Raw genomic sequence first — 25,191 nt, forward strand, 5'->3', positions numbered from 1 at the left:
CTACCGCTTTTTATGTATCATTCATCCATTATAGTATGGCCCGCCCCTTCCGTCAATGAAAGGGCGCCCGTTTATTCGCCTTGCTGTTGCGCCCAGTCTCGCTCGATGGCGTAGATGGCCAGGGCACATTCCAGGCGCTTGCGCTCCATCTCGCAGCCCAGCTCATAAGGTTTGGCGATATCCCCGTTGAACTGATAAGCGTTGGCCGCGCAGCCGCCAGAGCAATAGAACCTGGCCCAACAATCCTTACACTCGGGCTTGGCCAGCACGTGGTTGGCCGCAAATTTGGCCTGCAAATCCCGGTCAAAGCTGCCGTCTAATACGCTGCCCATCTTAAACTCCGGAATGCCCACGAACTGGTGGCAGGGGTAGATATCCCCCTGAGGCGCCACTGCCACGTACTCGTTGCCCGCGCCGCAGCCGGTCAGCCGTTTTTTGACGCAGGGCCCCTGGCCCAGGTCGATCATAAAGTGGAAAAAGTTGAACCACTGGCCGTCTCTGCGCCTGCGCAGGTACAGCGAGGCCAGCTTTTCATACTCGTCAATGATTTCGGGCAGGTGCTCCGGGTGCAGGCTGTATTCCACCTCGTCCGGCGCCACCACCGGCTCGATGGAAATCTGCTCAAACCCCTGATCCGCCAGGTACAGCACGTCTGAGGCAAAATCCAGGTTATGCCGCGTAAAGGTGCCGCGCACATAATACTTATCCTGGTTGCGGCTCTCGGCCAGGCGCTTGGCCTTGGGCAGGATATGCTCAAAAGAGCCCGTGCCCTTTACGGTCTTGCGCAGCAGGTCGTGCACCTCGGGCCGGCCATCTAAGCTGATGACCACGTTGTCCATCTCCCGGTTGACAAAGTCGATCACCTCGTCATTGAGCCCCAGGCCGTTGGTGGTAATGGTAAATTTGAAGCGTTTGCCATTGGGCGCCTCCAGCGAGCGGCCATAGGCCACGATCTGCTTGACCGCCTCCCAGTTCATCAGCGGCTCTCCGCCAAAAAAGTCTACCTCCAGAAAATGGCGGTTACCCGAGTGGGCCACCAGAAAATCCAGCGCCTTAAAGCCCACCTGCGCATCCATCAGCATCCGCTCGCCGTGGAACTCGCCCGTAGAGGCAAAGCAATAGGCACAGCGCAGGTTACAATCGTGGGCCACATGCAGGCACATGGCCTTGACCACGCCAGGCTGGGCGCTCTCAAACACCCCATCGTAATCTTCATGGGTAAAGAGCATCCCCTCCCGCGCCACTTCCTCTACTTCTTCATAGGCCTCCTGCACAGCGCTGGCGCCAAACTCACCCTGGAGCGAGGCGACGATCTCCTCTTTGCTCTTGCTCTCAAACTGGCGGATGATCTCATAGGCCAGCTTGTCCACGGCGTGCACCGCGCCGCTGTCCGTATCCAGCGCCATATAGGTTCCGCATGCTTCAAAGGTATGTACCATAATGAACAACAATCCCTCTTTTTTACTGTTCTTGCCGGTCTGCCCGTCATTCCCGGCGATAAAAAAAGCAGTAATGCAAGGATTACTGCTTTGCCGCGTCCAAAAGCGGGGCGCGCCTTATTTCTGCTTTTTCTGGCAGCTCTGGTTCCCCACCGTGCAAGACGTTTTGCAGGCGCTCTGGCAGGAAGCCTGGCACTCGCCACAGCCGCCGGTAGCCATCGAATCTTTCAGGCAAGCCTTTTGCAGCGTCGTAATATGTTTCATCGCTTATCCCTCCCCAAGCATTTCTTTCAGTGGCATTATACCCCATTTCATACGCACTGCGCAAGTTCTTTCGCGCAGAAAGCCGCTTATTTCCCAATATTGGCTCGAATAATGCCGATCACCGCGCCGGAAACTACGCCCAAGATCACATCACTCAGCAGCGCCGCATCAAAGATCACGCGCTGCTCGATGGCGCTGAACAGCGCGACTGACAGCAGGATATACAGCACCCCGATGACCGCCCCGCGCAGCCAGCCCCGGGATACCGGCGAGCGCTTGCAGAAAAATACGCCCAGGATGATCGAAAGCACTTTGACCACCTGATTGACCGGCGCGATCACCGCATCGGCCGGATTGGCCAGTTTGATGAAAAGCGCAAAGATCAATACGGCAAGAAAAGAAAAAACGATGCCGATCATCGCCCCGCGCAGGCAGCTAAGCGCAAACCCCAGCGCGGATTCCTGACCGGCCGGCTTGGCTGATTGACTCACTCTTGGCATTTTATTACGCCCCTTTCGCCGCTTCTTGCTACACTTTATGACGGTAAATGCCGGGGTATGCTAAAAGGGTACAAAGAAGGGCCGCTACCCATGCAGGTAACGGCCCTTCCGCCATTTACATTAAGCCTTTTTCACTTCAGCCTCAACCTCGATCGCCTGACGGCCATCGTAATAACCACACTTGGCGCACACGCGGTGTGGAAGCTTGGGCTCGTGGCACTGCGGGCAGGTTACGATACCGGGAAGCGTCAGCTTCCAGTTCGCACGCCGGGAGTGTTTACGGGCTTTGGACACGCGTTTCTTGGGTACTGCCATGGTTTACACCTCCTCATCCTCATTCAAAAGCGATTTTAATACCGAGAAGGGATGTCTGTCCGCATTCTCCGCCTGGCAAGAACAATCGCCCTCATTCAAATTCATGCCGCAAACCGGGCACAGCCCCTTGCACGCAGGCGTGCAGAGCTGTTCCAGCGGAATCTCCGAGAGGACATATTCCTCCACCAATGGGTCTACCAGCAATACGTCGCCTTCAAAGACCCGCCGGTCCGGGTGATCCGGGTCCTCGGTCCTGGCGAATTCCTCCTCGAACTCAACATCCAAGGGATACTCAAACGGGCTCAAGCACCTGGCGCAATGCAACTGCAATACCGTCTGCAACCGCCCGGTCATCTCTAAAAAGTCATGCTGATTGACGATCTTCCCCTCAAAACGTACCGGCGCGGCAAAAGCATAATCCAACCCGCCAAACGTAAAGGGAGGCATCTGCTCGCTAAAGGCAAACTCAGCCGATGCGCCGTCCTGCCTTGCGACCCCAGCAATATCTAACTTCAAGCCCTACACCTCGAATCGTTAGCCATCCAATATTATACTAAGGCTTAGATGGCTTGTCAATTATTTTATTTCACCAGATCCAGCGTTTCGCGGGCGATGGCCAGCTCCTCGTTGGTCTCGATAACAACGACCTTCACTTTGGAATCATCGGCGCTGATGACAAAGTCGCCGCCGCGATGCTCGTTTTTCGCCTCATCCAGTTTAATGCCCAAAAAGTCCATATCCGCGCACACGCGCCGGCGGATATGCGCCATATTCTCGCCGATGCCAGCGGTGAACACCAGGCAATCCAGCCCATTCATAGCCGCGGCATAGCCGCCGATGTACTTTTTAATGGCATAGACCAGCATATCGATAGCCAGCTGCGCGCGCTCGTTACCGTCGTTGGCGGCGGCGGTCACATCGCGCATATCGCTGGTCACCCCGGTCAGGCCCAGCAGGCCGGATTCTTTATTGAGCATGTTGTTCACTTCATCAATGGACTTTCCTGTGCGCTGCATGATGAACTGGATGATGGCCGGATCCAGGTTGCCGCTGCGGGTGCCCATGGGCACACCTTCAAGAGGCGTCAGACCCATCGAGGTATCCACGCACTTGCCCCCATCCACCGCGCTGATGCTCGAACCATTGCCCAAATGGCAGGTTACGGTCTTAAGCGCACTGGCCGGCACGCCCAGAAAATCCGCCACGCGTTTGGAAACATAGCGGTGGCTGGTGCCGTGGAAGCCATAGCGGCGGATCTTCAGATCCGTATAGCACTCATAGGGCAGGGCGTACATAAAAGCCTTGGGCGGCATGGTCTGGTGGAAAGCCGTATCGAAAACCGCCACCTGAGGCGTGCCCGGCATCACCTTCTCACAGGCCTTAATGCCCATGAGGTTGGCCGGGTTGTGCAGCGGGCCTAAGGGGATATACTCCTCAATGGCCTGTTTGACCGCATCATCGATCACGACCGAGGCCGAGAACTTCGAGCCGCCGTGCAGTACGCGGTGCCCCACCGCATGGATATCATCCAGGCTCTTGACGACGCCGTGCTTTTCATCGGTCAGTGCAGCCAAAAGGTGCTGCATGCCCGCCACATGGTCCGGCATATCGGTCTCCAGCACAAAGGGCTCGCCGCTGCCCGGCTTATGGGTCAGCTTGCTGCCCGGGATGCCGATGCGCTCGATCTGCCCTTTGGCAATGACGCTTTCATCATCCATATTGATGACCTGATATTTAATCGAAGAACTACCCGCGTTGATGACCAGAATATTCATGAACTTATCCTTCCTCCGTAATTATACCCTTAACTCGCCTATTTACTCATCTGCGCCTGCACAGCCGTGATCGCGGTGACCGCCACGATATCCTCAGGGCTGCAGCCGCGGCTCAAGTCGTTTACCGGCTTGGCCAGACCCTGCAGGATGGGGCCGACCGCCTCGGCGCCCGCCAGGCGCTGCACCAGCTTATAGCCGATGTTGCCCGCCTGAAGGTCCGGGAAGACCAGTACATTGGCGTGGCCGGCTACCTTGCTTCCAGGGCTCTTGAGCTGGCCAACGGATTCGACCAGCGCGGCGTCGGCCTGCAGCTCGCCGTCGATCTGAAGCTCGGGCGCCTGCTCTTTGGCCATGGCCGTAGCCTGCACGACCTTGTCCACAAATTCGTGCTTAGCGCTGCCCTTGGTGGAGAAACTGAGCATCGCCACCCGGGGCTGGATGCCACACAGGGCCTCCCCCGTTTGAGCGGAAGAGATAGCAATGGCGGCCAGCTGCTCGGCGCTGGGATTGGGGATGACGGCGCAATCGCCGAAAATCATGATGCCGTTATCGCCATAGTCCTTATTGGGGATATCCATAATAAAGCAGGAGGATACCGTAGACATGCCCGGAGCGGTGCGGATGATCTGCAGCGCCGGGCGCAGGGTGTTGCCGGTGGAGTTGATGGCGCCGGCCACCATACCGTCCGCCTCGCCCTTTTTGATGAGCATGGTGCCAAAAAACAGCGGGTTCTTCATGGATTCCAGCGCCTGTTCGGGCGTCATCCCTTTGGCCTTGCGCATCTCATAGTAGGTATCGGCGTAATCCTGCAATTTATCGGAAGTTTCCGGGTTGATGATGGTGACGCCATCGAGCTGATCGCCGCCCTCCATCGCCCTAATCTCCTTTTCATCGCCCAGCATGATCAAGTTTGCCAGCCCCTGGCGCAAGATCTCGCCCGCAGCTTTAACGGTGCGCGGCTCGTTGCCCTCGGGCAGGACGATGCACTTTTTATCCGCCTTGGCCTTGTCTTTGATCTGGTCCATTAACGACATGATTCTTTCCCCTTTCCAAAAAGAAAAATTCCGTTCGATTTCCACTATTTATTACCTTAACGAATTGGCGCTTGCTTGTCAATTATTTCCCTCAAAAAGTGCAGGTTTTCCTGCTTTTATTGTGAATAACGGGGAAAAACAGTATAATAAAAGTAATAAACTCCTGTATAGAAAGGGGGCGTTGGGTTTGCGTGTGACCGGGATCGTAGCCGAGTATAATCCGTTTCATAACGGGCACCTCTATCATCTGGAGCTGGGCCGTACGCTGACGGATGCGGACTATACCGTGGCGATCATGAGCGGCAACTTTGTTCAGCGCGGGGAGCCCGCACTGGTGGATAAGTGGCTGCGCGCGAAAATGGCGCTGGAGCAGGGCGTCGATCTGGTGCTGGAGCTGCCTGTGGGTTACGCGCTGGCCCCGGCAGAGGACTTTGCCTACGGCGCTATCGCCACCCTGGACGCCTGCGGCGTGGTGACCGACCTGGTTTTCGGCAGCGAGTGCGGCGATCTGAGCAGCCTCCAGGTAACGGCGCAGCGGGCTTTGAACGAGAATGAACAGGAGCGGGCCACCATCCGCCGGTACCTGGACGAGGGGCTGTCTCACCCGCAGGCGCGCGCCATGGCTTATGGCGACGACGCCGGGCCGCTGGCCTCCCCCAACGACATCCTGGGCGTGGAGTATCTTAAAGCCCTGACCCGGCTGAAAAGCCCCATCCGCCCTCACACCATTCTGCGCACCAAGGGCTACCACGACCCCGCGCTGCACGGGGCCATCGCCAGCGCCACAGCCATCCGCCACGGCATCGATACAGGAGATGATGCCTGGCGCACCGCGATGCCCAAGGCAGCGGCCGCAAGGATCGCCAGCGCCTGGCAGCGCGGAGATTCTCCCATGCGGACCCAGGTATTAAGCACCCTGGCGCTGGGCGCTCTGCGCCGCTGCAGCCCCGAAGAACTGGCCAGGATCGGCGAGGTCACCGAGGGATTGGAAAACCGCATCGCCCGCAGCGCCGCCCAGGCCGATACGCTGGCGGAATTTTATGCCCTGTGCAAGACGCGGCGCTACCCTTTAAGCCGGCTGCGCCGCATTGCGATGAAGGCGATGCTGGGCATCCATGGCGTCTCCCATCTCAGCCCTCCGGCCTATATCCGCGTTTTGGGGCTACGCACCGATGCCGCGCCGCTGCTCAAACGTCTGCAGGAAAACGCCCGCCTCCCCATCATCACCCAGCCCGGCCGCCAGCTCGGCACGCTTCCCTATCCGGCACAGGTCCGTCTGCGTCAGGACTTCCGCGCCAGCGACCTTTACGTCCTGGGGCTGACCAGCCTGCCTAAACGAAAGGGCGGCCGGGATTATACCCAGCCGCTGGTCATTCTCAAATGATTTTGCAGTTCACTGTCCGCTGCTTTCCACTTCACCTTTACGCTGTTCCAATTCGGCGGCCCTTTTCAGGGCCGCTTTTTTGATATCCTCCACTCGCTCCCGGGCGGCTGCCCGCCCCAGCTCGATACACTCTTGCGCCTGCTTCATGGTATAGGGGTTGATGTGCCTTACCTTGGGCAGGATCATCACATCGGCAAGCTGCTCTTGCAATCGGATGATCTCCCAGCCCATCAGGTCCAGCGTCTGGTTGATGATATCCAGCGTGGAAGCGGGTTTCTCCTGCTCGCGCGGCTCGCCCCGGTAGCCGATATCCACGCCCACCAGCAGCTCGTCCCCCATCGCCCTGGCCGCTGCCAGCGGTACCCGCTGCATGGCGCCGCCATCCACCAGCAGCCTGTCTCCCATGACCACCGGCTCAAATACCCCGGGGATGGACATGCTGGCCCGTACCGCCGTATAGATCTTGCCGGTATTGAGCACCACCAGCTCCGCCTTGGGCAGGTCCACCGCGATAGCCGCAAATGGAATGTTCGTCTGGTCAAAATTTTTATCGTGGGTGAGCGTGCGGATGATCGACTGGGCGCGCACGCCTTTGACCAAGCCCTGCCGGGGCAGCGTCACGTCGATCAGGTCCCGGTCCTCCAGCGCCATCACCAGCTTTTCCAGCATGGGCATGGGCGCGCCGCAGCAATATGCCGCGCCGATGATCGCCCCGATGCTGCACCCGGCCACGTAGGCGATCTGGATCCCTTCCTGCTCCAGCACCTCGATCACGCCGATATGCGCCAGCCCCCGCATCGCTCCGCCGCCCAGCGCCAGCCCGATTTTCACACTCATATTTCCATTGCCTCCCAGCATAAATACTCTATGATCCAGTATATAAAATCCGTTGACGGGAAGGGACCTTATGCGTAGAAAAAGTTTTTCCCTCACCCTGGTGTTCCCAACACTATTGATTATACTCTTAATTCTCTATCCGCAACAGTCCCTGCAGGCGGCGCGGGAGGGATTTGCGCTGTTTACCGGCTCTGTACTGCCCTCGCTGCTGCCCTTTTTTGCCGCGGCCAGCCTGTTTGTGGCCCTGGGCGGCGCGCACTGGGTCGGGCGCATCCTCGAGCCGGTGATGCGGCACGTGTTCCATTGCCCGGGCATTGCCGGATACGTACTGGTGATGAGCTTTCTCTCCGGCTATCCCATGGGCGCGCGGCTGACGGCGGACCTGTACGCCCAGGGGCAGATCACTAAGGCCGACGCGCGGCGCATGACCATTTTGTGTTCTACCTCCGGCCCGGTGTTCATTACCGGCGCGGTGGGCGCCGGCATGCTGGGCAATTCCCGGGCGGGGCTTTTGATCTTGCTGGCCCATTACGCCGCCGTGCTGATCACCGGCTTTCTCTGGCGCGGGGGCAAGCTTAGCCAGCCGCCCGCCCGCGTATCCATCCCCAAACCGCTGCCCTTTGGAGAATCGCTGGGCAAGGCGGTCAAAAGCGCGGTGGAATCCATCTTTACGATCTGCGGCTTTGTAGTGCTCTTTGCCGTGATCATCGCCCAGCTGACCCAGACGGGCGTGATCGCCTTGTTGGCCCAGGGGCTAAGTCCGGTTTTGCAGCTGCTCCAGCTGCCGCCCGATCTGGCCCAAGCCATGCTTGGGGGGATGGTAGAGATGACCACCGGCTGCCGCCTTGCGGCCGAAACTACAGCGCCCCTGGTCAGTAAATGCGCGGTCATCGCCGCGGCGATCTCCTTTGGCGGCTTCTCTATCCACGCGCAGACCTTTGCCTTTACGGCCAAATGCGGCATGCGCCCCTGGCATTATTTTATCGCCAAATGCATGCACGCCCTGTTCGCCTTTTGCTTTACGGTGATCCTGGGCCGCTTTCTCATCCGCCCGGATGCGGCGGCCGCCTATGTGGATTATACCGGCGCATATTTTATGCCTATCCCCACCTTTGTCAATACCCTGCACATCGCCTTGCTCTACTGCGGATTTGCCGCGGTGCTGCTGATCATTATGCTGGTATTGGACTATATGGATTATCGTGCCCGAAAAAAAGGCAAATCATAACAAACGCCGCTTTGGAAAACCAAAGCGGCGTTAACCTGCTGCACTATACCCGGCCTATTCCGGTTTGATCATCTCGTTGTCCGCGTCGCTGTCCTCCAGGTTGCGAACGGCCCAGCGGGCGATCATCAACTTGGTCTTGTCCGCGCCGACCTCGACCACCAGCACATCGTCATGCGCCTCGACCACGCGGGCATAAATGCCGCCAATGGTAGTAATGCGGTCCCCCGTCTTAATGGAAGCCAACATTTCCTTGGTCTTTTTCTCCCGCTTTTGCTGCGGACGGATCAGGAAGAAGTAAAACAGCACCACCAGAAGCACGATCGGCCCGATATTAACGAGAATATTGAGGAACTGGTTGCTTTGGTCTACGGATACACCCGCCGCTTCGGCAATCGGCATAAGATTCTGTAAAAGTCCCGGCATGATATTCAAACACCTGCTTTCTATGTTATCAAGTAATTATTCTACTTGATTTTGGTAATAAAATCAACCTGATTCTTGTCGAATACCTAAAAGCGTCCGGCTTTTGCGAAATATTCTTTGGCAAAATCTGCCAAGCGGTCCTCCCAGATCGCCTGGCGGATGCGCTCCATCAGGTCGATCAAGTGATAAAGGTTATGGTAGCTGGCCAAACGGGCCCCCAAAATCTCCCCCGCCTTAAACAGGTGGCGAATATACGCGCGGGAATAATTGCGGCAGACCGGGCAATCGCAATCCGGGTCCAACGGCATAAAGTCCTCGGCATAGGTGGCGTTGCGGATGACCAGCCGGCCGCTCCAGGTCAGCACCGTGCCGTTGCGGGCAATGCGGGTGGGCAGCACGCAGTCAAACATGTCCACCCCGCGCAGCACGCCCTCTACCAGACAATCCGGGCTGCCTACACCCATTAGATACCGGGGCTTATCCTTTGGGGTATGCGGCATCAGGTCGTCCAAAACCTCATACATCAGCTCCTTGGGCTCGCCCACGGACAGGCCGCCGATGGCCGTACCGGGGAAGTCCAGCTCGCTGATCTGCTCGCAGCTGATGCGGCGCAGGTCTTTAAAAAGTCCGCCCTGGATGATGCCAAACAGCGCCTGATCCTCCGGGCGCTGATGCGCCTGCTTGCAGCGGGCCGCCCAGCGGGCGGTACGGTCCATGGCGGCGCGCACTCGCTCGTACTCGCAGGGGTAGGGGGAACACTCATCAAAGCACATCATAATATCTGCGCCCAGCGCGTTTTCGATCTCCATCACCTTTTCAGGGCTGAAAAAATGCTTGGAACCATCCAGGTGAGAGCGGAACATCACGCCCCCCTCCTCCACCTTGCGCAAGCTAGCCAGAGAAAAGACCTGGAACCCGCCGCTATCGGTCAAGATCGGCCGATCCCAATTCATAAACTGATGCAGGCCGCCGGCTTTTTTCACCAACTCATGCCCCGGACGCAGATAAAGGTGATAGGTATTGGAAAGGATGATCTGCGCGTGCATCTCCTTTAGTTCATCTACCGACATTGCCTTAACGGTAGCCGCCGTGCCTACCGGCATGAAGACCGGGGTCTCCACCACGCCGTGGGGCAAGTGCAGCCGGCCGATGCGCGCACCAGTCTGCGCGCAGGTCTTTAATACTTCGTATTCAAAAGCCATGGGGTCTCTCCTTACATATCAGTTTAAAAAGCTGCCCAGCGTCATCATAATCTTAAAGGTGACCGCATCGTCAAACCTGCGCAGGTCAAGCCCCGTCAGCTTTTGCAGCTTATCCAGCCTGTAGACCAGGGTGTTGCGGTGCAGGTACATCTGCCGCGCCGTTTCCGATACGTTGAGGTTATTTTGAAAGAACTTCTGTATGGTCTGGCGCATTTCCTCATCCAGGCCCTTGCCGCCGCCCTGCGGGGCTACGCGCTGTAAAAAGTCCAAGCTGACCGCCTGGGGCACCTGGTAAAGGTAAAGTTCCAGCGCCAGCCTTTCATAAACGTGTACGGCCTGCCCGGGGTCGATGCGGGTGCCAACCTCCATAGCCTGCCGGGCCTGGCGCAGGGCCTGCTCCAGCTCCGCGATCTGCCCGCAATTGCCGCTGAGCGAAAGGACGGGACGAATATCCAGCTCCGCCTGCAAGGTATCGGCCGTAGCCAAAAGCGCCTCTATCAGCTCCTCCTTGCTATCCTGGCGGAAGGTATGCACCAGTGCCAGCGTCTGCGCGTCCAGCTCTAAGAGCTGATCCTGCTTGCCTTTGGGAAAGATCGAGCTTAAGATGCGCTTGGCAGATGCAAGCGTTTGATCTGCCACACGGCACAGTGCCACACAGCGCTCAGCCTGCGGGACGATGTGCAGCGCCTTACACAGCTCCATGACCTCGACGGACTGCAGACGCCCGAAGAAAATATCCCTGTACAGCCCCTCTGTATCCGGCCGCTCGTTTCCGCCCCCCGTCCGCGCCAGGGGGATAAGCGCCGCCAGCAAGGCGGCATTCGCACGATTCAAGCGCCCGGCATCTTCCAGCCAAAGGTAACCGCCGCGCCCCTGCGCCGGACCCAGGGCCAGCAAGCCACCACCGCCATAGGGAACCCACTCCCCCAGCGGGACATCTTCCGCAAGCGTTATGCGCTCTGGCGCCGCCATGTCCGCAGCCGAGACTGCCAGCAGCTTTCCGTCCGCCTGATAATAGGCTATCTGCGTCCCCAGCGCCTGGGCACAGCGCTGCAAAACTTTTTTCATCGCTCTTTACCGCCTCTCCTTCCTGCGCCTATAAAAAAAGCAGAAACAATAAATGTTTCTGCTTTTTTGGTTAAAATCCTTCTTTATAAGGCAAATGCTTATTTCGTCAGGATAGAAGCCTCGGTCTCCTTATCGAAGAACTGCAGGCGGTTCGGGTCGAACGCAACCTTGATGGTATCGCCAAAGCGGCTGGTGGTACGAGGATCAACACGGGCGATCGCATTGCCTTCCTTACCGGAGATGTTCAGGTACAGGTAGGTCTCGGCGCCCATCAGCTCGACAACCTCAACGTAAGCGGATACAACATACTCGGAGGCATTCTGGATGAACAGCTCCTCATCGTGGATATCCTCAGGACGGATACCCAGGGTAACCTCTTTGCCGATGTAGGACTCATCCGTCAGGCGTTTTACCTTGCCCTCGGGCACTTTGATCTTGTTCTCGCCGAAGATGGCGTACACATCGTTGCCCTCTTTAACCAGCTGAGCATCGAAGAAGTTCATCTGGGGGCTGCCGATGAAGCCGGCCACGAACAGGTTGGCGGGATAGTCGTACAGGTTCTGGGGGCTGTCAACCTGCTGGATGAAGCCATCCTTCATAACCACGATACGGGTACCCATCGTCATAGCCTCGGTCTGGTCATGCGTTACATAGATGAAGGTGGTCTGCAAGCGCTGATGCAGCTTGGTGATCTCGGTACGCATGGCAACACGCAGTTTCGCGTCCAAGTTGGAAAGAGGTTCGTCCATCAGGAAGACCTTCGGCTCACGAACGATAGCGCGGCCCAGGGCAACGCGCTGACGCTGACCACCGGAAAGAGCCTTGGGCTTACGGCTGAGCAGATGCTCGATGTCCAGGATCTTGGCGGCCTCGTGCACGCGGCGATCGATCTCCTCTTTGGGGGTCTTGCGCAGCTTCAGGGCGAAGGCCATGTTATCATAAACCGTCATATGCGGATACAGCGCGTAGCTCTGGAACACCATCGCGATATCGCGGTCTTTCGGGGCAACCTCGTTGCACAGACGGTCGCCAATGTACAGCTCGCCGGAAGAAATCTCCTCCAGGCCAGCGATCATGCGCAGCGTGGTGGATTTACCGCAACCAGAAGGACCGACCAGGATGATAAACTCCTTATCCTCAATGTCCAGGCAGAAATCGCTAACAGCCGTAACGCCGCCGGCATAAACCTTGTAAATGTTTTTCAAAGTAACATTTGCCATTATAGATGAACCTCCTTCAAAATGCACCGATAAGGCCTTGGCCTTAAGGTTAGTTTTATTATATAGTTTCGGTCCCGTTCTGACTATGGGTATATCTCACAAATTTACCTGCGATTTTATGGATATTTTATATAAATTGCACAAAAGCCCTCAGCCCTGACGCAGCGCGGCGATGGGCTCCAGCCTTGCGGCCTGCCGGGCTGGGTAGGTGCCAAAAAAGACGCCCACGATGGCCGAAAAGCCTGCGGCAGCCAGGTAGACCGTTCCATCCAGCATCACGGGTAAGCCGATGGCCGACGCGGCGATCAGCGTCAGCCCCGTACCCAGCAGCATGCCGCCAAGGCCCCCGCCCAAGGCGATCAGCACCGACTCCAGCAAAAACTGCGCCAAAATCTGCCGGCGCGTTGCGCCAAGTGCCTTGCGCACGCCGATCTCCTGGCGGCGCTCCCGCACGGTGACCAGCATGATATTCATGACCCCGATGCCGCCCACCAGCAGCGAGAGCGCCGCAACGCTGGCGATGATCAGCAAAAATACCAGCACGATATTGCTGGCCAGCTGGGTCTCCTTAGATAGGGTGACGGTTCTGAAATATCCCTGGCCCTGGTACCTTTGGTCCAGCAGCTGCTGGGCTACCTGGGCAACCGGTTCTACCGCGTCCCCGCTGTCCAGCGTCAGGGCGATCTCGTCGATGGTGGTGCGCCCAAGGTAGCGCTGCATGGTGGTCAGCGGGATCATGCAGCGTGCTGTGCTGCCGCTGCCCAGGGCGCTGTCATCCTGCAGCACGCCGATCACCCGAAATTCGATCCCGCTGATGCCCACGCTTTGGCCCACGGCCTGCTGTTCGCCAAAGAGCTGCCGGGCTACCGCCTGAGGCAGCACGATCACGCTTCGCGCCTCCTGTGCATCCCGGAAAGAGAGCGTGCGGCCGGAGAGCAGCTTAAACCCCTCCTCCTGCTCGATCCCCCAGGTGCAGCCCCTTAGCTGTACCTGGGCGTTTCCCACCACGCCCTTGAGGCCGGCCTGCAGGTAGGCTGTGGGCTGCACGCTCTCCACGCCTTTAAGGGTCTGCTCCAGATAACTGGCGTCTTCCATCGTCAGCGCCGGCGCCTGATCGTTCTGGTCGATGCAGCTGTAGACCCAAACCCTCTGAATGCCAAATTTTTGTAGCTCATCCCGGATGCGCCATTCTCCGCCCCGGCCCAGCGCGTACACGGCGATCAGGCAGGCGGTGCCGATGATGATGCCCAGCATGGTCAGCAGCGTCCTTACCGGGTTGCTTTTGATATTAAAAAAGGCCATCCGAAGATAGTCCGCCTTATTCATGCCCTTACCCCCTCGCTTGGGGAAGGCTGTAACCTTCCATCCCGCAGAATATATTGCCGATCCGCATAGCGGGCGATCTCCGACTCATGGGTGATCAGCACCACCGAGACCCCGCTTTGACTAAAATTCTGTAAAATCTCCATGATCTCGCTGCCGGCGCGGCTATCCAGATTGCCCGTAGGCTCATCTGCCAATACCAGTTTGGGGCTGTTGATCAGCGCGCGGGCGCAGGCCACCCGCTGGCGCTGCCCCCCGGATAGCTGATCGGGCCGGTGATGGGCGCGCTGGGCAAGGCCCATGCGGCGCAGCATTGCATAAGCGGCCTCCCTGCGCTTGGCCTGGGGCACGCCCCGGTACATCAGCGGCAACGCTACATTATCTACGGCGGTAAGTTTAGGCAGCAAAAAAAAGGATTGGAAGATAAAGCCGATCCGGTCGCGCCGCACAAGCGCCATTTTCTCGTCGCTCAGCTCCGTGGTCAAACATCCATCCAGGCGGTAAGTCCCGCTGTCGGCATGGTCCAAGCACCCCAGAATATTCATCAGCGTGGACTTGCCCGACCCGGAGGGACCCATGATGGCGATGAACTCCCCCGGCGCCACCTTCAGGTTGATATCCTTAAGCACCTCGATGCCGCCGCTGCAATCGGTATAAGTTTTGCACACATTTGTAAGCTCGATCATTGGCTCAGCCTCCCTGCCGGGATGTTGGCCTGTCCATTTTCATCCGGATACAGCACCAGATGTTCGCCCGGCGCCAGACCGCTTATGACCTCGATATAAAAATCATCCTGCAGCCCGGTCTCGATTTTGACCCAGTGCCGGCTCCCATCCGCCTGTACCACGCAAACAAAGCTTTCGCCTTCTCGCTCATAAAGACATTCCAGCGGCACTTTGACCACGTTTTCCCGCCGGTCCAACACCACGGTGGCCTTGACTGCGGTGCCCTCCAGATAGCCCTTGCTGCGCATTTCATCCAGGTCGAACTCCACTACCATCTGTGCCGTAGCCCCGCTTTGGGCCGAAACAGCCGACTGCACGCGGGCTACGGTGGTCGTCAGCGTTTCTCCGCTTTCCGCTATATATATTGAAGCTTCCTGTCCAAGGCGCAGACGGCTGACATTATTTTGTAGAGCCGTTACCCGCGCGACCCGGGCGTCCGAAGTCACGGTCACAACCGTTTGGCCGGGGATCACATAACTGCCGGGCAGGGACTGGATATGGGATACCGTGCCGGTAATGGTACTTTTAAGCGCATACTGCTCCTGCTGCTTGAGCATGGTACGGCGTTTGAGTTCCAGCAGTTGCAGCTGCTGGATGGACTGGGCCGCGCTGGACTGCGTAGCAGACGAAAAGCTTTCGTCTATCCCCTGCCAAACGGATTGGGCCTCCTCATCCCCTACCGCCTGCGTCAAATCGGACAAGGCGTCATTCATGCGCGCCAAGTCTTTGGCGTTCATCCCGTCGAATACCGAAAGAGCGTTTTGCTCCAATATTTCCCAATCCTTTGCCGAAAGCTGCATCTTGAGCTTTTGCGCCTCCTGCTCCGCCTCCACCATGCTGATCTGATCCTTGATCAGCGTATCGTCCAGGCGCATCAGCATATCGCCCGGCTTGACCTTGGCCCCCTCCTGAACATCGATCTGCGATACGCAGCCACTTACCGGGAAGCTGGCGGCATAGACCTGCTGGGCCTCTATGGTTCCGCTCAAAAGCAAGGTAGCCTCAATATCCCCCATCGAAGAAAGGGCTGTATGCTGCAAATGCGCATCCGCAGCCGGTTTTGAAAAGATCAATGCACAAATGATCCCCGTCGTTAAGACCAGGGCGGCCGATGCAGCCTTTCTTTTGACCATAGCGAACCTCCATACTTGACATAAACCTATTTTGGCGCGCTGGCCAAACGATATACCCTGAAAGATTTCCCTATCGCGCGCACGGCTGCTCGGGACCAAAGATTTTGCCGCGCATGGTGAAATTTTATGCATAGAATGCATAACCGTCCTGATTTTAAGATACAGCTCCCTGATTTGCACGAGAAAATTGCCAAATAAAGCCTAAAACGCTTGCATTTTTATTCCCGCAAATGTATAATTATCACCATCAACAAAATTGAGGAGGCAGGGAGATTATGATACGGGTTGGCATTATCGGCGCTACGGGCTATGCGGGCATCGAGCTCGTTCGGCTTTTGACCCAGCACCCCCAAGTAGAGCTTGCGCATTTGGTTTCCCACAGCTACGTCGGTCAGGATGTGGCGGGGATCTATAAAAATTTCAAAGGCATCCTTGCAAAGGATTTAGAGGATATGGATCTGGACGTTCTGGCCGGGGAATGCGACGTGGTATTCACCTCCCTTCCCCACGCCACCTCCAGCGAGGTGATCCCCAAGCTGGTGGCCGCGGGGGTGAAGGTGATCGACCTGAGCGCAGATTACCGGTATAATTCCGCCGCGGTTTATGAGGCCTGGTATGGCGTGCCCCATCCCGATCCGGCGCTGCTGGCCCAATCGGTCTACGGCCTGCCGGAGCTGCACAGGGACGAAATTAAGGGCGCGCAGCTGGTGGGCAACCCCGGCTGTTATACCACCTGCTCGATCCTTGGGCTATACCCGCTGTTGCAGGCGGGCCTGGTCTCCCCGGAGAATATTATTGTAGACGCCAAAAGCGGCGTGACCGGCGCGGGCCGCAACCCCAGCGCCAACACCCACTTTTGCGAGGTGGATGAGAGCATGAAGGCCTATAACGTGGCCCGGCACCGCCACACCTCTGAGATCGAACAGGAGCTCTCCCTGGCCGCCGGGCAGGAGGTGCTGATCTCCTTTACCCCTCACCTGATCCCCATGAAGCGGGGGATCCTCTCGACGATGTACGCCAACCTGACCGGAGCTTACAGCCATGCGGACCTGATGGCCGCCTACGAAAAGGCTTATGGCGATGAGTCTTTTATCGTACTGCACGAGGAAGGCAGCCTGCCGGAGGTCAAGTTCGTTAACGGCTCCAACTACTGCCACATCGGCTTTGTGGTGGACCAACGCTTAAAGCGCGTGGTGGTGGTCAGCGCGATCGACAATCTGGTAAAAGGCGCGGCCGGCCAGGCCGTGCAGAATATGAACCTGCTATTCGGCCTGCCGGAGAACACGGCGCTCTCCGCCCCGGGCTGGTATCTCTAAGGGAGGCAAGCAACATGGAAAACTACGATAATCTGATCCACAAGGCCAATATCCTGACCGAGGCACTGCCCTATATCCAGCGCCTGGCCGGGAAGACCGTGGTCATCAAATACGGCGGCAACGCCATGACGGATGAAAAGCTGATCACCACCATTTTGCAGGATATCGCCCTGCTCAAATGCGTAGGCGTCAACCCCGTGGTGGTACACGGCGGCGGCCCCGAGATCAACAGACTGCTGGGCAAGCTGGAGATCGAGAGCAAATTCCACAACGGGCTGCGCATCACCGACGGGGCCACCATGGAGGTGGTGCAGATGGTGCTCACCGGCAAGATCAATAAAGACATCACCGCCCAGCTCAACTGCCTGGGCGTCAAGGCCATCGGCCTTTGCGGCAAGGACGCCAACCTGATCGAGGTGGTAAAAAAGCCGGCCTCAGACGGCGTAGACTTAGGCTATGTGGGGCAGATCACCGGCATCAATCAAAAACTGCTGCACATGCTGACCCAGGATGAGTTTATCCCCGTGATCGCGCCGGTGGGCGTAGGGCCGGACGGGGAGAGCTACAACATCAACGCCGATACGGCCGCCGCGGAGATCGCCGCGGCGCTGCAGGCGGAAAAGCTGATCTTCCTGACGGACATCGACGGCATCCGTCTGGACCCGCAGGATCCCGAATCCCTGATCTCCGTGATCACGGTCGAGCGCATCAACGAACTGATCGCCGACGGCACCATCTCCGGCGGGATGATCCCCAAGGTGCAGGGCTGCATCCGCTCCATCGAGCTGGGCGTAAACCGCACCCATATTCTCAACGGCACGATCCCCCACCCGGTGCTGCTGGAGATCTTTACGGACAAAGGTATCGGCACCATGGTGGTGCGCGCCTAATTTAAAGGGAGGTTAAAACCATGACGGTAGAGCAGATCAAAGCCCTGGATGAACAGTATTATATGCACACCTTCGGCGCGCGCTTCCCGGTCTCTTTTACCCACGGGGAGGGCTGCACGCTGTACGATACCAACGGCAAGGCCTACACCGACTTTTTAGCCGGAATCGCCACCAATGCCTTTGGCTACGCCAACCCGGCCATCGTTAAGACCATAAGCGAGCAGGCGGCCAAGCTGACCCACTGCTCCAGCCTATTCTATATCGAGCCCCAGGCCAAGCTGGCCCAGCTGCTGGTGGAAAACAGCTGTGCCGACCGGGCGTTCTTCGCCAATTCCGGTGCGGAGGCCAACGAGGGCGCCATCAAGCTGGCGCGGCGCTTCTTCTCCTCCAAGGGGATCGACCGCTATGAGATCATCACCATGCAAAACTCCTTCCACGGGCGCACGCTGGCCACGCTGGCGGCTACCGGGCAGGAGAAATATCAAAAGCCCTTCCGCCCCATGCCGGCGGGCTTTGTACACGCGGAATATAACGATTTGGCGGATGTAAAGGCCAAGATCACCGATAAGACCGCTGCCATAATGTGCGAGACCGTGCAGGGCGAGGGCGGCGTCATGCCCGCGACCCCAGAATTTTTACAGGGCCTGCGCCAGATATGCGATGCAAACGGCATCCTGCTGATCTTTGACGAGGTGCAGACCGGCCTTGGACGCACCGGCACCCTGTTTGGCTACCAGGTCAGCGGCGTGGAGCCGGATATCTTTACCCTGGCCAAAGCTCTGGGCGGCGGGCTGCCCATGGGCGCGGTGCTGGCCAAAGAGCCTGCGGCCTCCGCCTTCCAGCCTGGCGACCACGGCACGACCATGGGTGGCAACCCGCTGTGCTGCGCCACGGCTATCACCGTCGTCCAGATGCTGCTGGACGGCCAGGTGGAAAAGGGCGCGCAGGCGGGCGCGTATTTCAATCAAAAGCTGGAAGAGCTGAAAGGCCTGTTCAGCTTCATTAAAGATGTGCGCGGGCAGGGCCTGATGCTGGGCATGGAGCTGGATGCTGCCGTGCCCGGCAAAGAAATCGTCGCCAAGGCGCTGGAAAAGGGCTTTATCATCAACTGCGCCGGGCACAACACGCTGCGCTTTGTACCGCCGCTGATCATTACGCAAGCGGATATCGACGCGCTGTGCGACGTACTGTCGGCCATCTTTAAAGACATCTAAGTAAAGGAGCAACACCATGGATTTATTGAAATATCAGGCCCAATCGGTCTTTTCCCAGCAGCACCTGCTCTGTCTGCAGGACTATACGCCCGACGAGATCCTGCAGCTTTTAAGCCTGGCGGCCAAGCTCAAGCAGGAGCAGAAGTTAGGCATCCCCCACCCCATCTTACAGGGACAGACCCTGGCCATGATCTTTAGCAAGCCCTCGGCCCGTACCCGCGTTTCTTTTGAGGTGGGCTTCCATCAGCTGGGCGGCCACGCGCTCTACATCAGCGCAAATGAGATCGGCCTGGGCCAGCGCGAGAGCGTGGAGGACGTGGCGCGCGTCTTTTCCCGCTTTGTGGACGGCATCATGATCCGTACCTTTAAGCAAAGCGACGTGGAGGGGTTGGCCAAGGCGGGCTCCATCCCCGTCATCAACGGCCTGACGGACGACTTCCACCCCTGCCAGGTGCTGGCGGATATGCTGACCGTTTATGAACACAAGGGACAGATCGCCGGGCTGAAGATGGCCTTTGTGGGCGACGGCAACAACATGGCCCACAGCCTGATGATTATATCCAGCAAGCTGGGTATGGATATCACCATCGTCTGCCCCGAAGGCTATGACCCGCAGGAAAAGGTCGTAGCCTGGGCCAAGGCAAATGCCGCCCAGTCCGGCAGCAAGGTGGAGATCGAGCACGACCCCATGAAGGGTGTCGCCGGGGCCGATATCGTCTATACCGACGTCTGGTCCAGCATGGGCCAGGAGGCGGAGACCGAAAAGCGCCGCGTGATCTTTGCGCCCTATCAGGTGAACGCCGCCCTCATGGCCGGCGCCAAGGCGGACGCCATCTTCATGCACTGCCTGCCCGCCCACCGGGATGAAGAGGTGACCGACGAAGTGATCGAAAGCAAACAGTCTGTGGTATTTGACGAGGCGGAAAACCGCCTGCACGCGCAAAAGGCCGTTATGGCTAAGTTGATGAATCGTTAGGGGCGAGAAAAATGTCAAGGCTGCACCATCATTATGATGATCTGATCGAGATCCGCTACGCCACGCCGGAGGACGCCGAGGATATCCACGAGATCACCCACGACGCCTTTGAGATCTATGCCCAAAGCCTGGGCCAGCCGGATAAGGTAGCCGCATTGAAGGAGACGCCCGAGGACGTCGTGCGCGACATCGGGAAAAAGCATGTGATCATCGGCACGTTCGTATCCAAGCCGGCCGGTTCTATCCGCTTTGATATCCTGCCGGGCAATATCGCCTACATCAGCCGTTTTGGGGTGCGCCCCGAGTTTCAGAAATACGGCATGGGTAAGGCGCTGATCCAGTTCGTACACGCCCGCTGCCGGGAGTTGGGGCTCAATGCCATCGTGCTGCATACCGGCGCAAAGGTGTTCCAGCTGGTGCGCTTCTACTACGGCATGGGTTATTACGTCCACTCCACCACTACCGACCGGGGTTATATCCGCGCGTTTCTGGTACACGAGCTGCAGCCCGAATACGATTTGAGCGCAGCGATAGAGAAATAAACAGCAAAAACAGCCGGTATTTACCGGCTGTTTTTTCATACCCTAAATTACTCTACCGGCAATTCTGCCGAAGCCACTGAAAAATGAATATAGACCTCCGGATAGCCCTCCAGCGGCAGCCAGAATTTGATCCGCCCGGCGGGCGTATTTTGCACCTGCGCCTTTTGCGTGCGCAGGGCAAGGCCTGCCTTGCAGCCGGCGTGCCGCTGCGGGTTGCCATCTTCGTTGCAGCGCTCCCCCACCTTAAGGCCCAGTCTCGCAGCCGTATCGTTGATGGCCAGCACCTCGTGGCTGCGGTGGATCATCCGCACGCAGGTGGGGAATCCATCCCATATCCGGTGAAAGGCTGCAAGCGTCTTCTCGTCGATCTGCACCATCTTTTTTATCCCCTTTCTCAGTACACGGCCCAATGGGCCAGATAAGCGTAAAAGTACAATCCATTGGCAACCAGGCACAGCCCAGTCGCCAGGCGGTTTGCCCACCGCTTTTGCCCCAGCGCCGCCAGCGCAAAGCTCAGCGGGAACGCCGCCATCAGGTAGCGCGGCCCGCTCAGCAGCCAGGTGGCCCCGATGGTCGCTATAAAATAGGCGATAAAATAAGCGGTGTAGGAAGGGCGCACCCGTTTAACCGCCGCGGCCATCACCCCCAGGGCGGCAAAGTGATAAAACAGGTTGGGCAGCCACAACCCCATAAAGCCCTGCACATCCCCGCTTTGCAGGTAGCTTACGGCATAATCCGCCTGATAGGCGGCCGTGTTAAAAAAGCAACCCAGCCGCTGGCCCCAATGCTCGCTTTGATAATAGAGAAAGCGCAGCGGATCGCCCGAAACGGCGTAATTGACCCCGCAATAGGCGGCAAAGCCTAGCGGGATCAAAAGCAGCGCCGCCAATCTACCCAGCGTCTTTGGCAGCGGCGGGCGCTGGCGCAGGGTATTGGCAATTCCCTCAAACAATACCGGAACCAGCACGATCAACCCGGGCAGCCGCGTAAACGAGGCCAGCGCGCCCAGCAGCCCTGCTAACACCAAACGCTGGCGCCGGGCCAGGTAGAGGCAACCAAGGGTCAGTAGCAAAAAGAGGCTGTCACTCATCGGCGCCCAGAGGAAGAAGGCGCCTGGCAGGATCAGTTGGAATTTGACAACTCGTAAAGCCGCCCCCGCCGGAAGATCGACCCGGGCCAGCTTATAAAGCACGCAGGCCGCCCCGGCGGCGGACAGGGCCGAAACGACGAATGCCGCGGCCAGATAATCCTGCACCAGCCAGGAAAAGGCCCTGACCAGCATGGGATAACCCGGGAAAAACACCAACTGCACCAGCTGATCCCAGGGCCCTTCGGATAAATAGCCGCCCCGCTTGGCAATGTCCTGGTACTGGTTGACATCCCCTGCGACCCAGGCGTCAAAGCCCAAGGCCGCGCCGTTGGAACGCCCCGCCGCCATTTGCAGCAGATACCCAGCCAGATAATAAAGCGCGCCCGCCAGAAGGAATACGGCAAACAGCTTAAAGCAGGTTCCCCTGTCAGGCTGCGCCAACTGTTCGCCTTCCGGCTCTCCCCTCCAGGCCTTCATCCATTGCGGGATAAAGCGGACGCCCAGCAGGGCAAATAGACCAGCGCTGAGCAGCGCGGCGGCCTGCGCATAAGGGGAGCGCGGCGGATTTTGCCACCACCACAGCGCAAAAAGCCCAGCCAATATCGCCAGGCAAACGCCCGTCAGCAGGTTTTGCCCCGCCCTGCTTTGCCCTTTTTTGATACGCTCCATACCGCGCTATCAAACCTTGGTATAATAACCGGTGGGCTGCAGCTCGCGGCTTTCCTCCCCCAGCTGCCCGGAGAGGAAACGCCGCAGCTCGATGCACAGGTGACATGCGCTTAAGTAACCTTTTTCAGGCTGGTATCCCTTGGCCTGGGCGGCCTCCAAGAGCGCCCCCACCCCCTTTTGGTAAAGCAGGGTGCTATAAGGGTACTTCTCCTCATCCAGGGGCTTGCCCAGATCTTCCAGCGCAATGGCCAGGCCCTGGCAGCCCAGGTAATTGCCGTACAGGTCGATATGGAAGTGCCCGGTCTGATAGGGCTTATGGCAGGGGCCGGCCTTTTTTAGGATTTGAGATAGCGGCGTAAGCGCAAGCCGCGTTTTGTAAAACTGGGCTGCGCGCCCGGTAAAGCCGATCCACTGCCGGGGCATATCGTCGATAAAGCGCCGGCCAAAGTGCGCGTCGTATTCCGCCAGCGTATGGGTCTTGCATACATCCAGCTGATTGATGTCGCCGAAATATTCGCTGATCCAGGGGAACACCCGCATGCCCGCCTTGCGGCAGGCGGCCATCACGTCGTGCACCTTCTGGAAGGGAATGTATTCGTTATGAAAGGGACTCATGGAGATCAGCAGGGTATCCACCCCCAGCGCCTGCAGCGTATGGAGCTTTTGCAGCGCGTCGGCCTCATCCCGATACCAGGACGAGTTGCTTTCGATGTATTCGATCATAATGCCCGCATCCCGGGCCTCCTCGAGAAAAGCCTTGAGTCCTTCAAAATTCAGCATAGGCTCCCCGCCGCCCACATGGATGGAATCACAGCCCATGCCGCGCATCCGCCGCAGGATCTTGCGCGCCATCTCCCGGGTCATATAATCCTTAGCCCAGCTGGGCGAGGACGCTACCGAACAGTGCTTGCACTTGCTGGAACAATAATAATTGGTGATCACGCCGCCAGAATAGAGATGCTTGACTTGCGGGTTTTGCATCGGATGAACCTCCCATCAGTTATATCGGGGATCAATCTACCCATTTGGTTTTATTATACCATACGCAGCCCGGGCCTTAAAAGCACCCGTTTGCGGCAACGCGCCTTTTTGATCTGCCCGTCCTCCCCCCTCTCGGTTTACCGGAGCGGCCCGCGTTTTCCCGCGCGCGAAACGCAGCGAAATCTTGCAAAAAGGGCGGCTTGCGTGCTATACTTTTGCCAATGTAATTGTTTATCTGCAAAGCCCGGCCACGCTGGGCTTTACACGGTTATCAGCCAAATTCAAAGGAGGAACTTATGCAACAGGATATGATCGTCGTTCTGGATTTAGGGAGTGAGGACAATACCCTCATCGCCCGGGAGTTACGCAGCCTGGGCGTGTACAGCGAGATCCATCCCCACGACATTACCGCGGCCCAGTTAAAGGCGCTGCCCAACGTGCGGGGCATCATTTTAAACGGCGGCCCCAACCGGGTGGTCGACGGGGTGAGCATTGACGCATCTAAGGCCGTTTATGAAAGCGGGCTGCCGCTGTTTGCCGTTGACCACAAAGGGCAGATCCCCCAAAATCTGGAGCGTTGGCCCAAGGACGCGGGGCAGCTGCGCGATACGCTGCGCGCGTTTACCTTTGAGGCCTGCAAGGCCCAGGCCAACTGGAATATGGAAAACTTCATCGCCGACCAGATCGAGCTAGTGCGCGAACAGGTAGGCGATAAAAAAGTGCTGCTGGCCCTGTCCGGCGGGGTGGATTCCTCTGTCGTGGCGGCGCTGCTGCTCAAGGCGATCGGCGATCAGCTCACCTGCGTGCACGTCAACCACGGGCTGCTGCGCAAGGGCGAGGCCGAGCAGGTGGTTGAGGTCTTCCAAAAACAGCTGGGCGCCAACCTGGTGTATGTGGACGCCAGCGAGCGGTTCCTCGGCAAGCTTGCAGGCGTGGCCGACCCGGAGCAAAAGCGCAAGATCATCGGCGCCGAATTTATCCGCGTGTTTGAAGAGGAGGCCCGCAAGCTGGATGGCATCGAGTTCCTGGCCCAAGGGACCATCTACCCCGATATCGTGGAAAGCGGCACCAAGACGGCTAAAATGGTCAAATCCCACCACAATGTAGGTGGGCTGCCGGATGACCTGCAATTTGAGCTGGTGGAGCCGCTCAAGATGCTGTTCAAAGACGAGGTGCGCGCCTGCGGCGTGGCACTGGGCCTGCCGGACAACATGGTCTACCGCCAGCCCTTCCCCGGCCCGGGTCTGGGGGTGCGCTGCCTGGGCGCCATCACCCGCGAGCGGCTGGAAGCCGTGCGTGAGAGCGATGCGATCCTGCGCGAGGAGTTTGCAAACGCGGGCCTGCAGGGCAAGGTTTGGCAGTACTTCACCGTGGTGCCGGACTTCAAGTCCGTTGGCGTGCGGGATAACGCCCGTAGCTTTGAATATCCGGTGATCCTGCGCGCGGTCAACACCATTGACGCGATGACCGCCAGCATCGAGCCGCTGGACTGGGCACTGCTGGAGAAGATCACCCAGCGCATCACCCACGAGGTGCCGGGCGTGAACCGCGTCCTTTACGACCTGACGCCAAAGCCGGTCGGGACGATCGAGTGGGAGTAAAAGTAGAAATAAAAAAAAGGGAGCATTTGCTCCCTCTTTTTT

26 protein-coding genes are annotated in these 25,191 nt (G+C 58.3%); 8 read left to right on the forward strand and 18 right to left on the reverse strand.

Features of this window, described 5'->3' with window-relative positions:
• Positions 1-71 precede the first annotated feature (71 nt).
• From scfB to pta, 7 genes are all read right to left on the reverse strand, one after another.
• Entirely contained in the window at positions 72-1,439 is a 1,368-nt protein-coding gene (gene scfB / locus H8699_RS06380) for a thioether cross-link-forming SCIFF peptide maturase (protein ID WP_249285115.1), read from the reverse strand.
• A gap of 117 nt (positions 1,440-1,556) precedes the next feature.
• Positions 1,557-1,703, reverse strand: a complete 147-nt coding sequence (scfA, locus tag H8699_RS06385; RefSeq protein ID WP_138296115.1) for a six-cysteine ranthipeptide SCIFF — start codon at positions 1,701-1,703, stop codon at positions 1,557-1,559.
• 86 nt (positions 1,704-1,789) lie between these two features.
• Positions 1,790-2,203, reverse strand: coding sequence for a TIGR04086 family membrane protein (locus H8699_RS06390; protein WP_138296116.1), 414 nt, complete (start codon positions 2,201-2,203; stop codon positions 1,790-1,792).
• 120 nt (positions 2,204-2,323) lie between these two features.
• Complete coding sequence (gene rpmF, locus H8699_RS06395; RefSeq protein ID WP_138296117.1) at positions 2,324-2,518, reverse strand: 50S ribosomal protein L32; 195 nt, start codon at positions 2,516-2,518, stop codon at positions 2,324-2,326.
• 3 nt (positions 2,519-2,521) lie between these two features.
• On the reverse strand, positions 2,522-3,034 hold the full coding sequence (locus H8699_RS06400) for a YceD family protein (protein ID WP_147517761.1): 513 nt from the start codon (positions 3,032-3,034) through the stop codon (positions 2,522-2,524).
• Between the two features lie 65 nt (positions 3,035-3,099).
• Complete coding sequence (locus H8699_RS06405) at positions 3,100-4,293, reverse strand: acetate/propionate family kinase (protein ID WP_138296119.1); 1,194 nt, start codon at positions 4,291-4,293, stop codon at positions 3,100-3,102.
• Positions 4,294-4,331: 38 nt separating this feature from the next.
• The gene (pta, locus tag H8699_RS06410; protein ID WP_138296120.1) at positions 4,332-5,327 is read right to left on the reverse strand and encodes a phosphate acetyltransferase; all 996 of its coding nucleotides are present in this window, start codon (positions 5,325-5,327) and stop codon (positions 4,332-4,334) included.
• A gap of 193 nt (positions 5,328-5,520) precedes the next feature.
• Here pta and H8699_RS06415 point away from each other — a divergent pair, with 193 nt between their 5' ends.
• Positions 5,521-6,711: a nucleotidyltransferase gene (locus H8699_RS06415; protein ID WP_249285116.1), complete on the forward strand. Its 1,191-nt coding sequence runs from the start codon at positions 5,521-5,523 to the stop codon at positions 6,709-6,711.
• A 9-nt stretch (positions 6,712-6,720) separates the two neighbouring features.
• On the opposite strand, the gene H8699_RS06420 is transcribed toward H8699_RS06415, so the two are convergent.
• Positions 6,721-7,548 (reverse strand): patatin-like phospholipase family protein, encoded by an 828-nt coding sequence (locus H8699_RS06420; RefSeq protein ID WP_249284951.1) that lies wholly within the window; start codon positions 7,546-7,548, stop codon positions 6,721-6,723.
• A gap of 70 nt (positions 7,549-7,618) precedes the next feature.
• Between H8699_RS06420 and H8699_RS06425 the strand changes: the two genes are divergently transcribed.
• Positions 7,619-8,776 (forward strand): nucleoside recognition domain-containing protein, encoded by a 1,158-nt coding sequence (locus tag H8699_RS06425; protein WP_249284952.1) that lies wholly within the window; start codon positions 7,619-7,621, stop codon positions 8,774-8,776.
• Positions 8,777-8,830: 54 nt separating this feature from the next.
• On the opposite strand, the gene yajC is transcribed toward H8699_RS06425, so the two are convergent.
• From yajC to H8699_RS06460, 7 genes are all read right to left on the reverse strand, one after another.
• A complete protein-coding gene (yajC, locus tag H8699_RS06430; protein WP_249284953.1) occupies positions 8,831-9,199 on the reverse strand; it encodes a preprotein translocase subunit YajC in 369 nt (122 codons plus the stop codon).
• Positions 9,200-9,285: 86 nt separating this feature from the next.
• On the reverse strand, positions 9,286-10,401 hold the full coding sequence (gene tgt / locus H8699_RS06435; protein WP_249284954.1) for a tRNA guanosine(34) transglycosylase Tgt: 1,116 nt from the start codon (positions 10,399-10,401) through the stop codon (positions 9,286-9,288).
• Positions 10,402-10,419: 18 nt separating this feature from the next.
• Positions 10,420-11,469 carry a PucR family transcriptional regulator gene (locus tag H8699_RS06440; RefSeq protein ID WP_249284955.1) on the reverse strand — a complete coding sequence of 350 codons (1,050 nt, stop codon included), beginning with the start codon at positions 11,467-11,469 and terminating at the stop codon, positions 10,420-10,422.
• A 98-nt stretch (positions 11,470-11,567) separates the two neighbouring features.
• Positions 11,568-12,689, reverse strand: coding sequence for an ABC transporter ATP-binding protein (locus H8699_RS06445; RefSeq protein ID WP_138296125.1), 1,122 nt, complete (start codon positions 12,687-12,689; stop codon positions 11,568-11,570).
• A 150-nt stretch (positions 12,690-12,839) separates the two neighbouring features.
• Positions 12,840-14,015 (reverse strand): ABC transporter permease, encoded by a 1,176-nt coding sequence (locus H8699_RS06450; RefSeq protein ID WP_249284956.1) that lies wholly within the window; start codon positions 14,013-14,015, stop codon positions 12,840-12,842.
• Positions 14,012-14,698 (reverse strand): ABC transporter ATP-binding protein, encoded by a 687-nt coding sequence (locus H8699_RS06455; protein WP_249284957.1) that lies wholly within the window; start codon positions 14,696-14,698, stop codon positions 14,012-14,014. Before H8699_RS06455 ends, H8699_RS06450 begins: the two co-directional genes overlap by 4 nt.
• A complete protein-coding gene (locus tag H8699_RS06460; RefSeq protein WP_249284958.1) occupies positions 14,695-15,870 on the reverse strand; it encodes an efflux RND transporter periplasmic adaptor subunit in 1,176 nt (391 codons plus the stop codon). The genes H8699_RS06455 and H8699_RS06460 overlap by 4 nt, the downstream gene beginning before the upstream one ends.
• Before the next feature lie 275 nt (positions 15,871-16,145).
• Between H8699_RS06460 and argC the strand changes: the two genes are divergently transcribed.
• From argC to H8699_RS06485, 5 genes are read left to right on the forward strand one after another with little or no spacing between them, the layout of a single operon-like run.
• Positions 16,146-17,186: an N-acetyl-gamma-glutamyl-phosphate reductase gene (gene argC, locus H8699_RS06465; RefSeq protein ID WP_249284959.1), complete on the forward strand. Its 1,041-nt coding sequence runs from the start codon at positions 16,146-16,148 to the stop codon at positions 17,184-17,186.
• 14 nt (positions 17,187-17,200) lie between these two features.
• Positions 17,201-18,076 (forward strand): acetylglutamate kinase, encoded by an 876-nt coding sequence (argB, locus tag H8699_RS06470; RefSeq protein ID WP_249284960.1) that lies wholly within the window; start codon positions 17,201-17,203, stop codon positions 18,074-18,076.
• 20 nt (positions 18,077-18,096) lie between these two features.
• Entirely contained in the window at positions 18,097-19,290 is a 1,194-nt protein-coding gene (locus H8699_RS06475; RefSeq protein WP_249284961.1) for an aspartate aminotransferase family protein, read from the forward strand.
• 16 nt (positions 19,291-19,306) lie between these two features.
• A complete protein-coding gene (gene argF / locus H8699_RS06480) occupies positions 19,307-20,266 on the forward strand; it encodes an ornithine carbamoyltransferase (RefSeq protein WP_249284962.1) in 960 nt (319 codons plus the stop codon).
• An 11-nt stretch (positions 20,267-20,277) separates the two neighbouring features.
• Complete coding sequence (locus H8699_RS06485; RefSeq protein ID WP_249284963.1) at positions 20,278-20,808, forward strand: GNAT family N-acetyltransferase; 531 nt, start codon at positions 20,278-20,280, stop codon at positions 20,806-20,808.
• 47 nt (positions 20,809-20,855) lie between these two features.
• On the opposite strand, the gene H8699_RS06490 is transcribed toward H8699_RS06485, so the two are convergent.
• Genes H8699_RS06490 through H8699_RS06500 form a run of 3 tightly spaced genes read right to left on the reverse strand, consistent with a single transcriptional unit; the run spans position 20,856 to position 23,548 of the window.
• On the reverse strand, positions 20,856-21,185 hold the full coding sequence (locus H8699_RS06490; protein WP_249284964.1) for a hypothetical protein: 330 nt from the start codon (positions 21,183-21,185) through the stop codon (positions 20,856-20,858).
• 17 nt (positions 21,186-21,202) lie between these two features.
• Entirely contained in the window at positions 21,203-22,567 is a 1,365-nt protein-coding gene (locus tag H8699_RS06495; RefSeq protein ID WP_249284965.1) for a hypothetical protein, read from the reverse strand.
• A gap of 9 nt (positions 22,568-22,576) precedes the next feature.
• Positions 22,577-23,548 (reverse strand): radical SAM protein, encoded by a 972-nt coding sequence (locus H8699_RS06500; protein ID WP_249284966.1) that lies wholly within the window; start codon positions 23,546-23,548, stop codon positions 22,577-22,579.
• A 296-nt stretch (positions 23,549-23,844) separates the two neighbouring features.
• On the opposite strand from H8699_RS06500, the gene guaA reads away from it, so the two are divergent.
• On the forward strand, positions 23,845-25,149 hold the full coding sequence (guaA, locus tag H8699_RS06505) for a glutamine-hydrolyzing GMP synthase (RefSeq protein WP_249284967.1): 1,305 nt from the start codon (positions 23,845-23,847) through the stop codon (positions 25,147-25,149).
• Positions 25,150-25,191: the final 42 nt, after the last annotated feature.

It is taken from the genome of Luoshenia tenuis (assembly GCF_014384745.1).
In the GTDB taxonomy this organism is placed as follows: Bacteria; Bacillota; Clostridia; order Christensenellales.

Coding starts and splice junctions, on each gene's coding strand:
- H8699_RS06405 (WP_138296119.1), bottom strand. CDS start 4,293: ATGAATATTCTGGTCATCAACGCGGGTAGTTCTTCGATTAAATATCAG.
- argB (WP_249284960.1), top strand. CDS start 17,201: ATGGAAAACTACGATAATCTGATCCACAAGGCCAATATCCTGACCGAG.
- H8699_RS06455 (WP_249284957.1), bottom strand. CDS start 14,698: ATGATCGAGCTTACAAATGTGTGCAAAACTTATACCGATTGCAGCGGC.
- H8699_RS06450 (WP_249284956.1), bottom strand. CDS start 14,015: ATGAATAAGGCGGACTATCTTCGGATGGCCTTTTTTAATATCAAAAGC.
- rpmF (WP_138296117.1), bottom strand. CDS start 2,518: ATGGCAGTACCCAAGAAACGCGTGTCCAAAGCCCGTAAACACTCCCGG.
- argF (WP_249284962.1), top strand. CDS start 19,307: ATGGATTTATTGAAATATCAGGCCCAATCGGTCTTTTCCCAGCAGCAC.
- scfA (WP_138296115.1), bottom strand. CDS start 1,703: ATGAAACATATTACGACGCTGCAAAAGGCTTGCCTGAAAGATTCGATG.
- H8699_RS06445 (WP_138296125.1), bottom strand. CDS start 12,689: ATGGCAAATGTTACTTTGAAAAACATTTACAAGGTTTATGCCGGCGGC.
- tgt (WP_249284954.1), bottom strand. CDS start 10,401: ATGGCTTTTGAATACGAAGTATTAAAGACCTGCGCGCAGACTGGTGCG.
- guaA (WP_249284967.1), top strand. CDS start 23,845: ATGCAACAGGATATGATCGTCGTTCTGGATTTAGGGAGTGAGGACAAT.
- H8699_RS06475 (WP_249284961.1), top strand. CDS start 18,097: ATGACGGTAGAGCAGATCAAAGCCCTGGATGAACAGTATTATATGCAC.
- H8699_RS06485 (WP_249284963.1), top strand. CDS start 20,278: ATGTCAAGGCTGCACCATCATTATGATGATCTGATCGAGATCCGCTAC.
- pta (WP_138296120.1), bottom strand. CDS start 5,327: ATGTCGTTAATGGACCAGATCAAAGACAAGGCCAAGGCGGATAAAAAG.
- H8699_RS06390 (WP_138296116.1), bottom strand. CDS start 2,203: ATGCCAAGAGTGAGTCAATCAGCCAAGCCGGCCGGTCAGGAATCCGCG.
- scfB (WP_249285115.1), bottom strand. CDS start 1,439: ATGGTACATACCTTTGAAGCATGCGGAACCTATATGGCGCTGGATACG.
- argC (WP_249284959.1), top strand. CDS start 16,146: ATGATACGGGTTGGCATTATCGGCGCTACGGGCTATGCGGGCATCGAG.
- H8699_RS06425 (WP_249284952.1), top strand. CDS start 7,619: ATGCGTAGAAAAAGTTTTTCCCTCACCCTGGTGTTCCCAACACTATTG.
- yajC (WP_249284953.1), bottom strand. CDS start 9,199: ATGCCGGGACTTTTACAGAATCTTATGCCGATTGCCGAAGCGGCGGGT.
- H8699_RS06490 (WP_249284964.1), bottom strand. CDS start 21,185: ATGGTGCAGATCGACGAGAAGACGCTTGCAGCCTTTCACCGGATATGG.
- H8699_RS06495 (WP_249284965.1), bottom strand. CDS start 22,567: ATGGAGCGTATCAAAAAAGGGCAAAGCAGGGCGGGGCAAAACCTGCTG.
- H8699_RS06440 (WP_249284955.1), bottom strand. CDS start 11,469: ATGAAAAAAGTTTTGCAGCGCTGTGCCCAGGCGCTGGGGACGCAGATA.
- H8699_RS06420 (WP_249284951.1), bottom strand. CDS start 7,548: ATGAGTGTGAAAATCGGGCTGGCGCTGGGCGGCGGAGCGATGCGGGGG.
- H8699_RS06460 (WP_249284958.1), bottom strand. CDS start 15,870: ATGGTCAAAAGAAAGGCTGCATCGGCCGCCCTGGTCTTAACGACGGGG.
- H8699_RS06500 (WP_249284966.1), bottom strand. CDS start 23,548: ATGCAAAACCCGCAAGTCAAGCATCTCTATTCTGGCGGCGTGATCACC.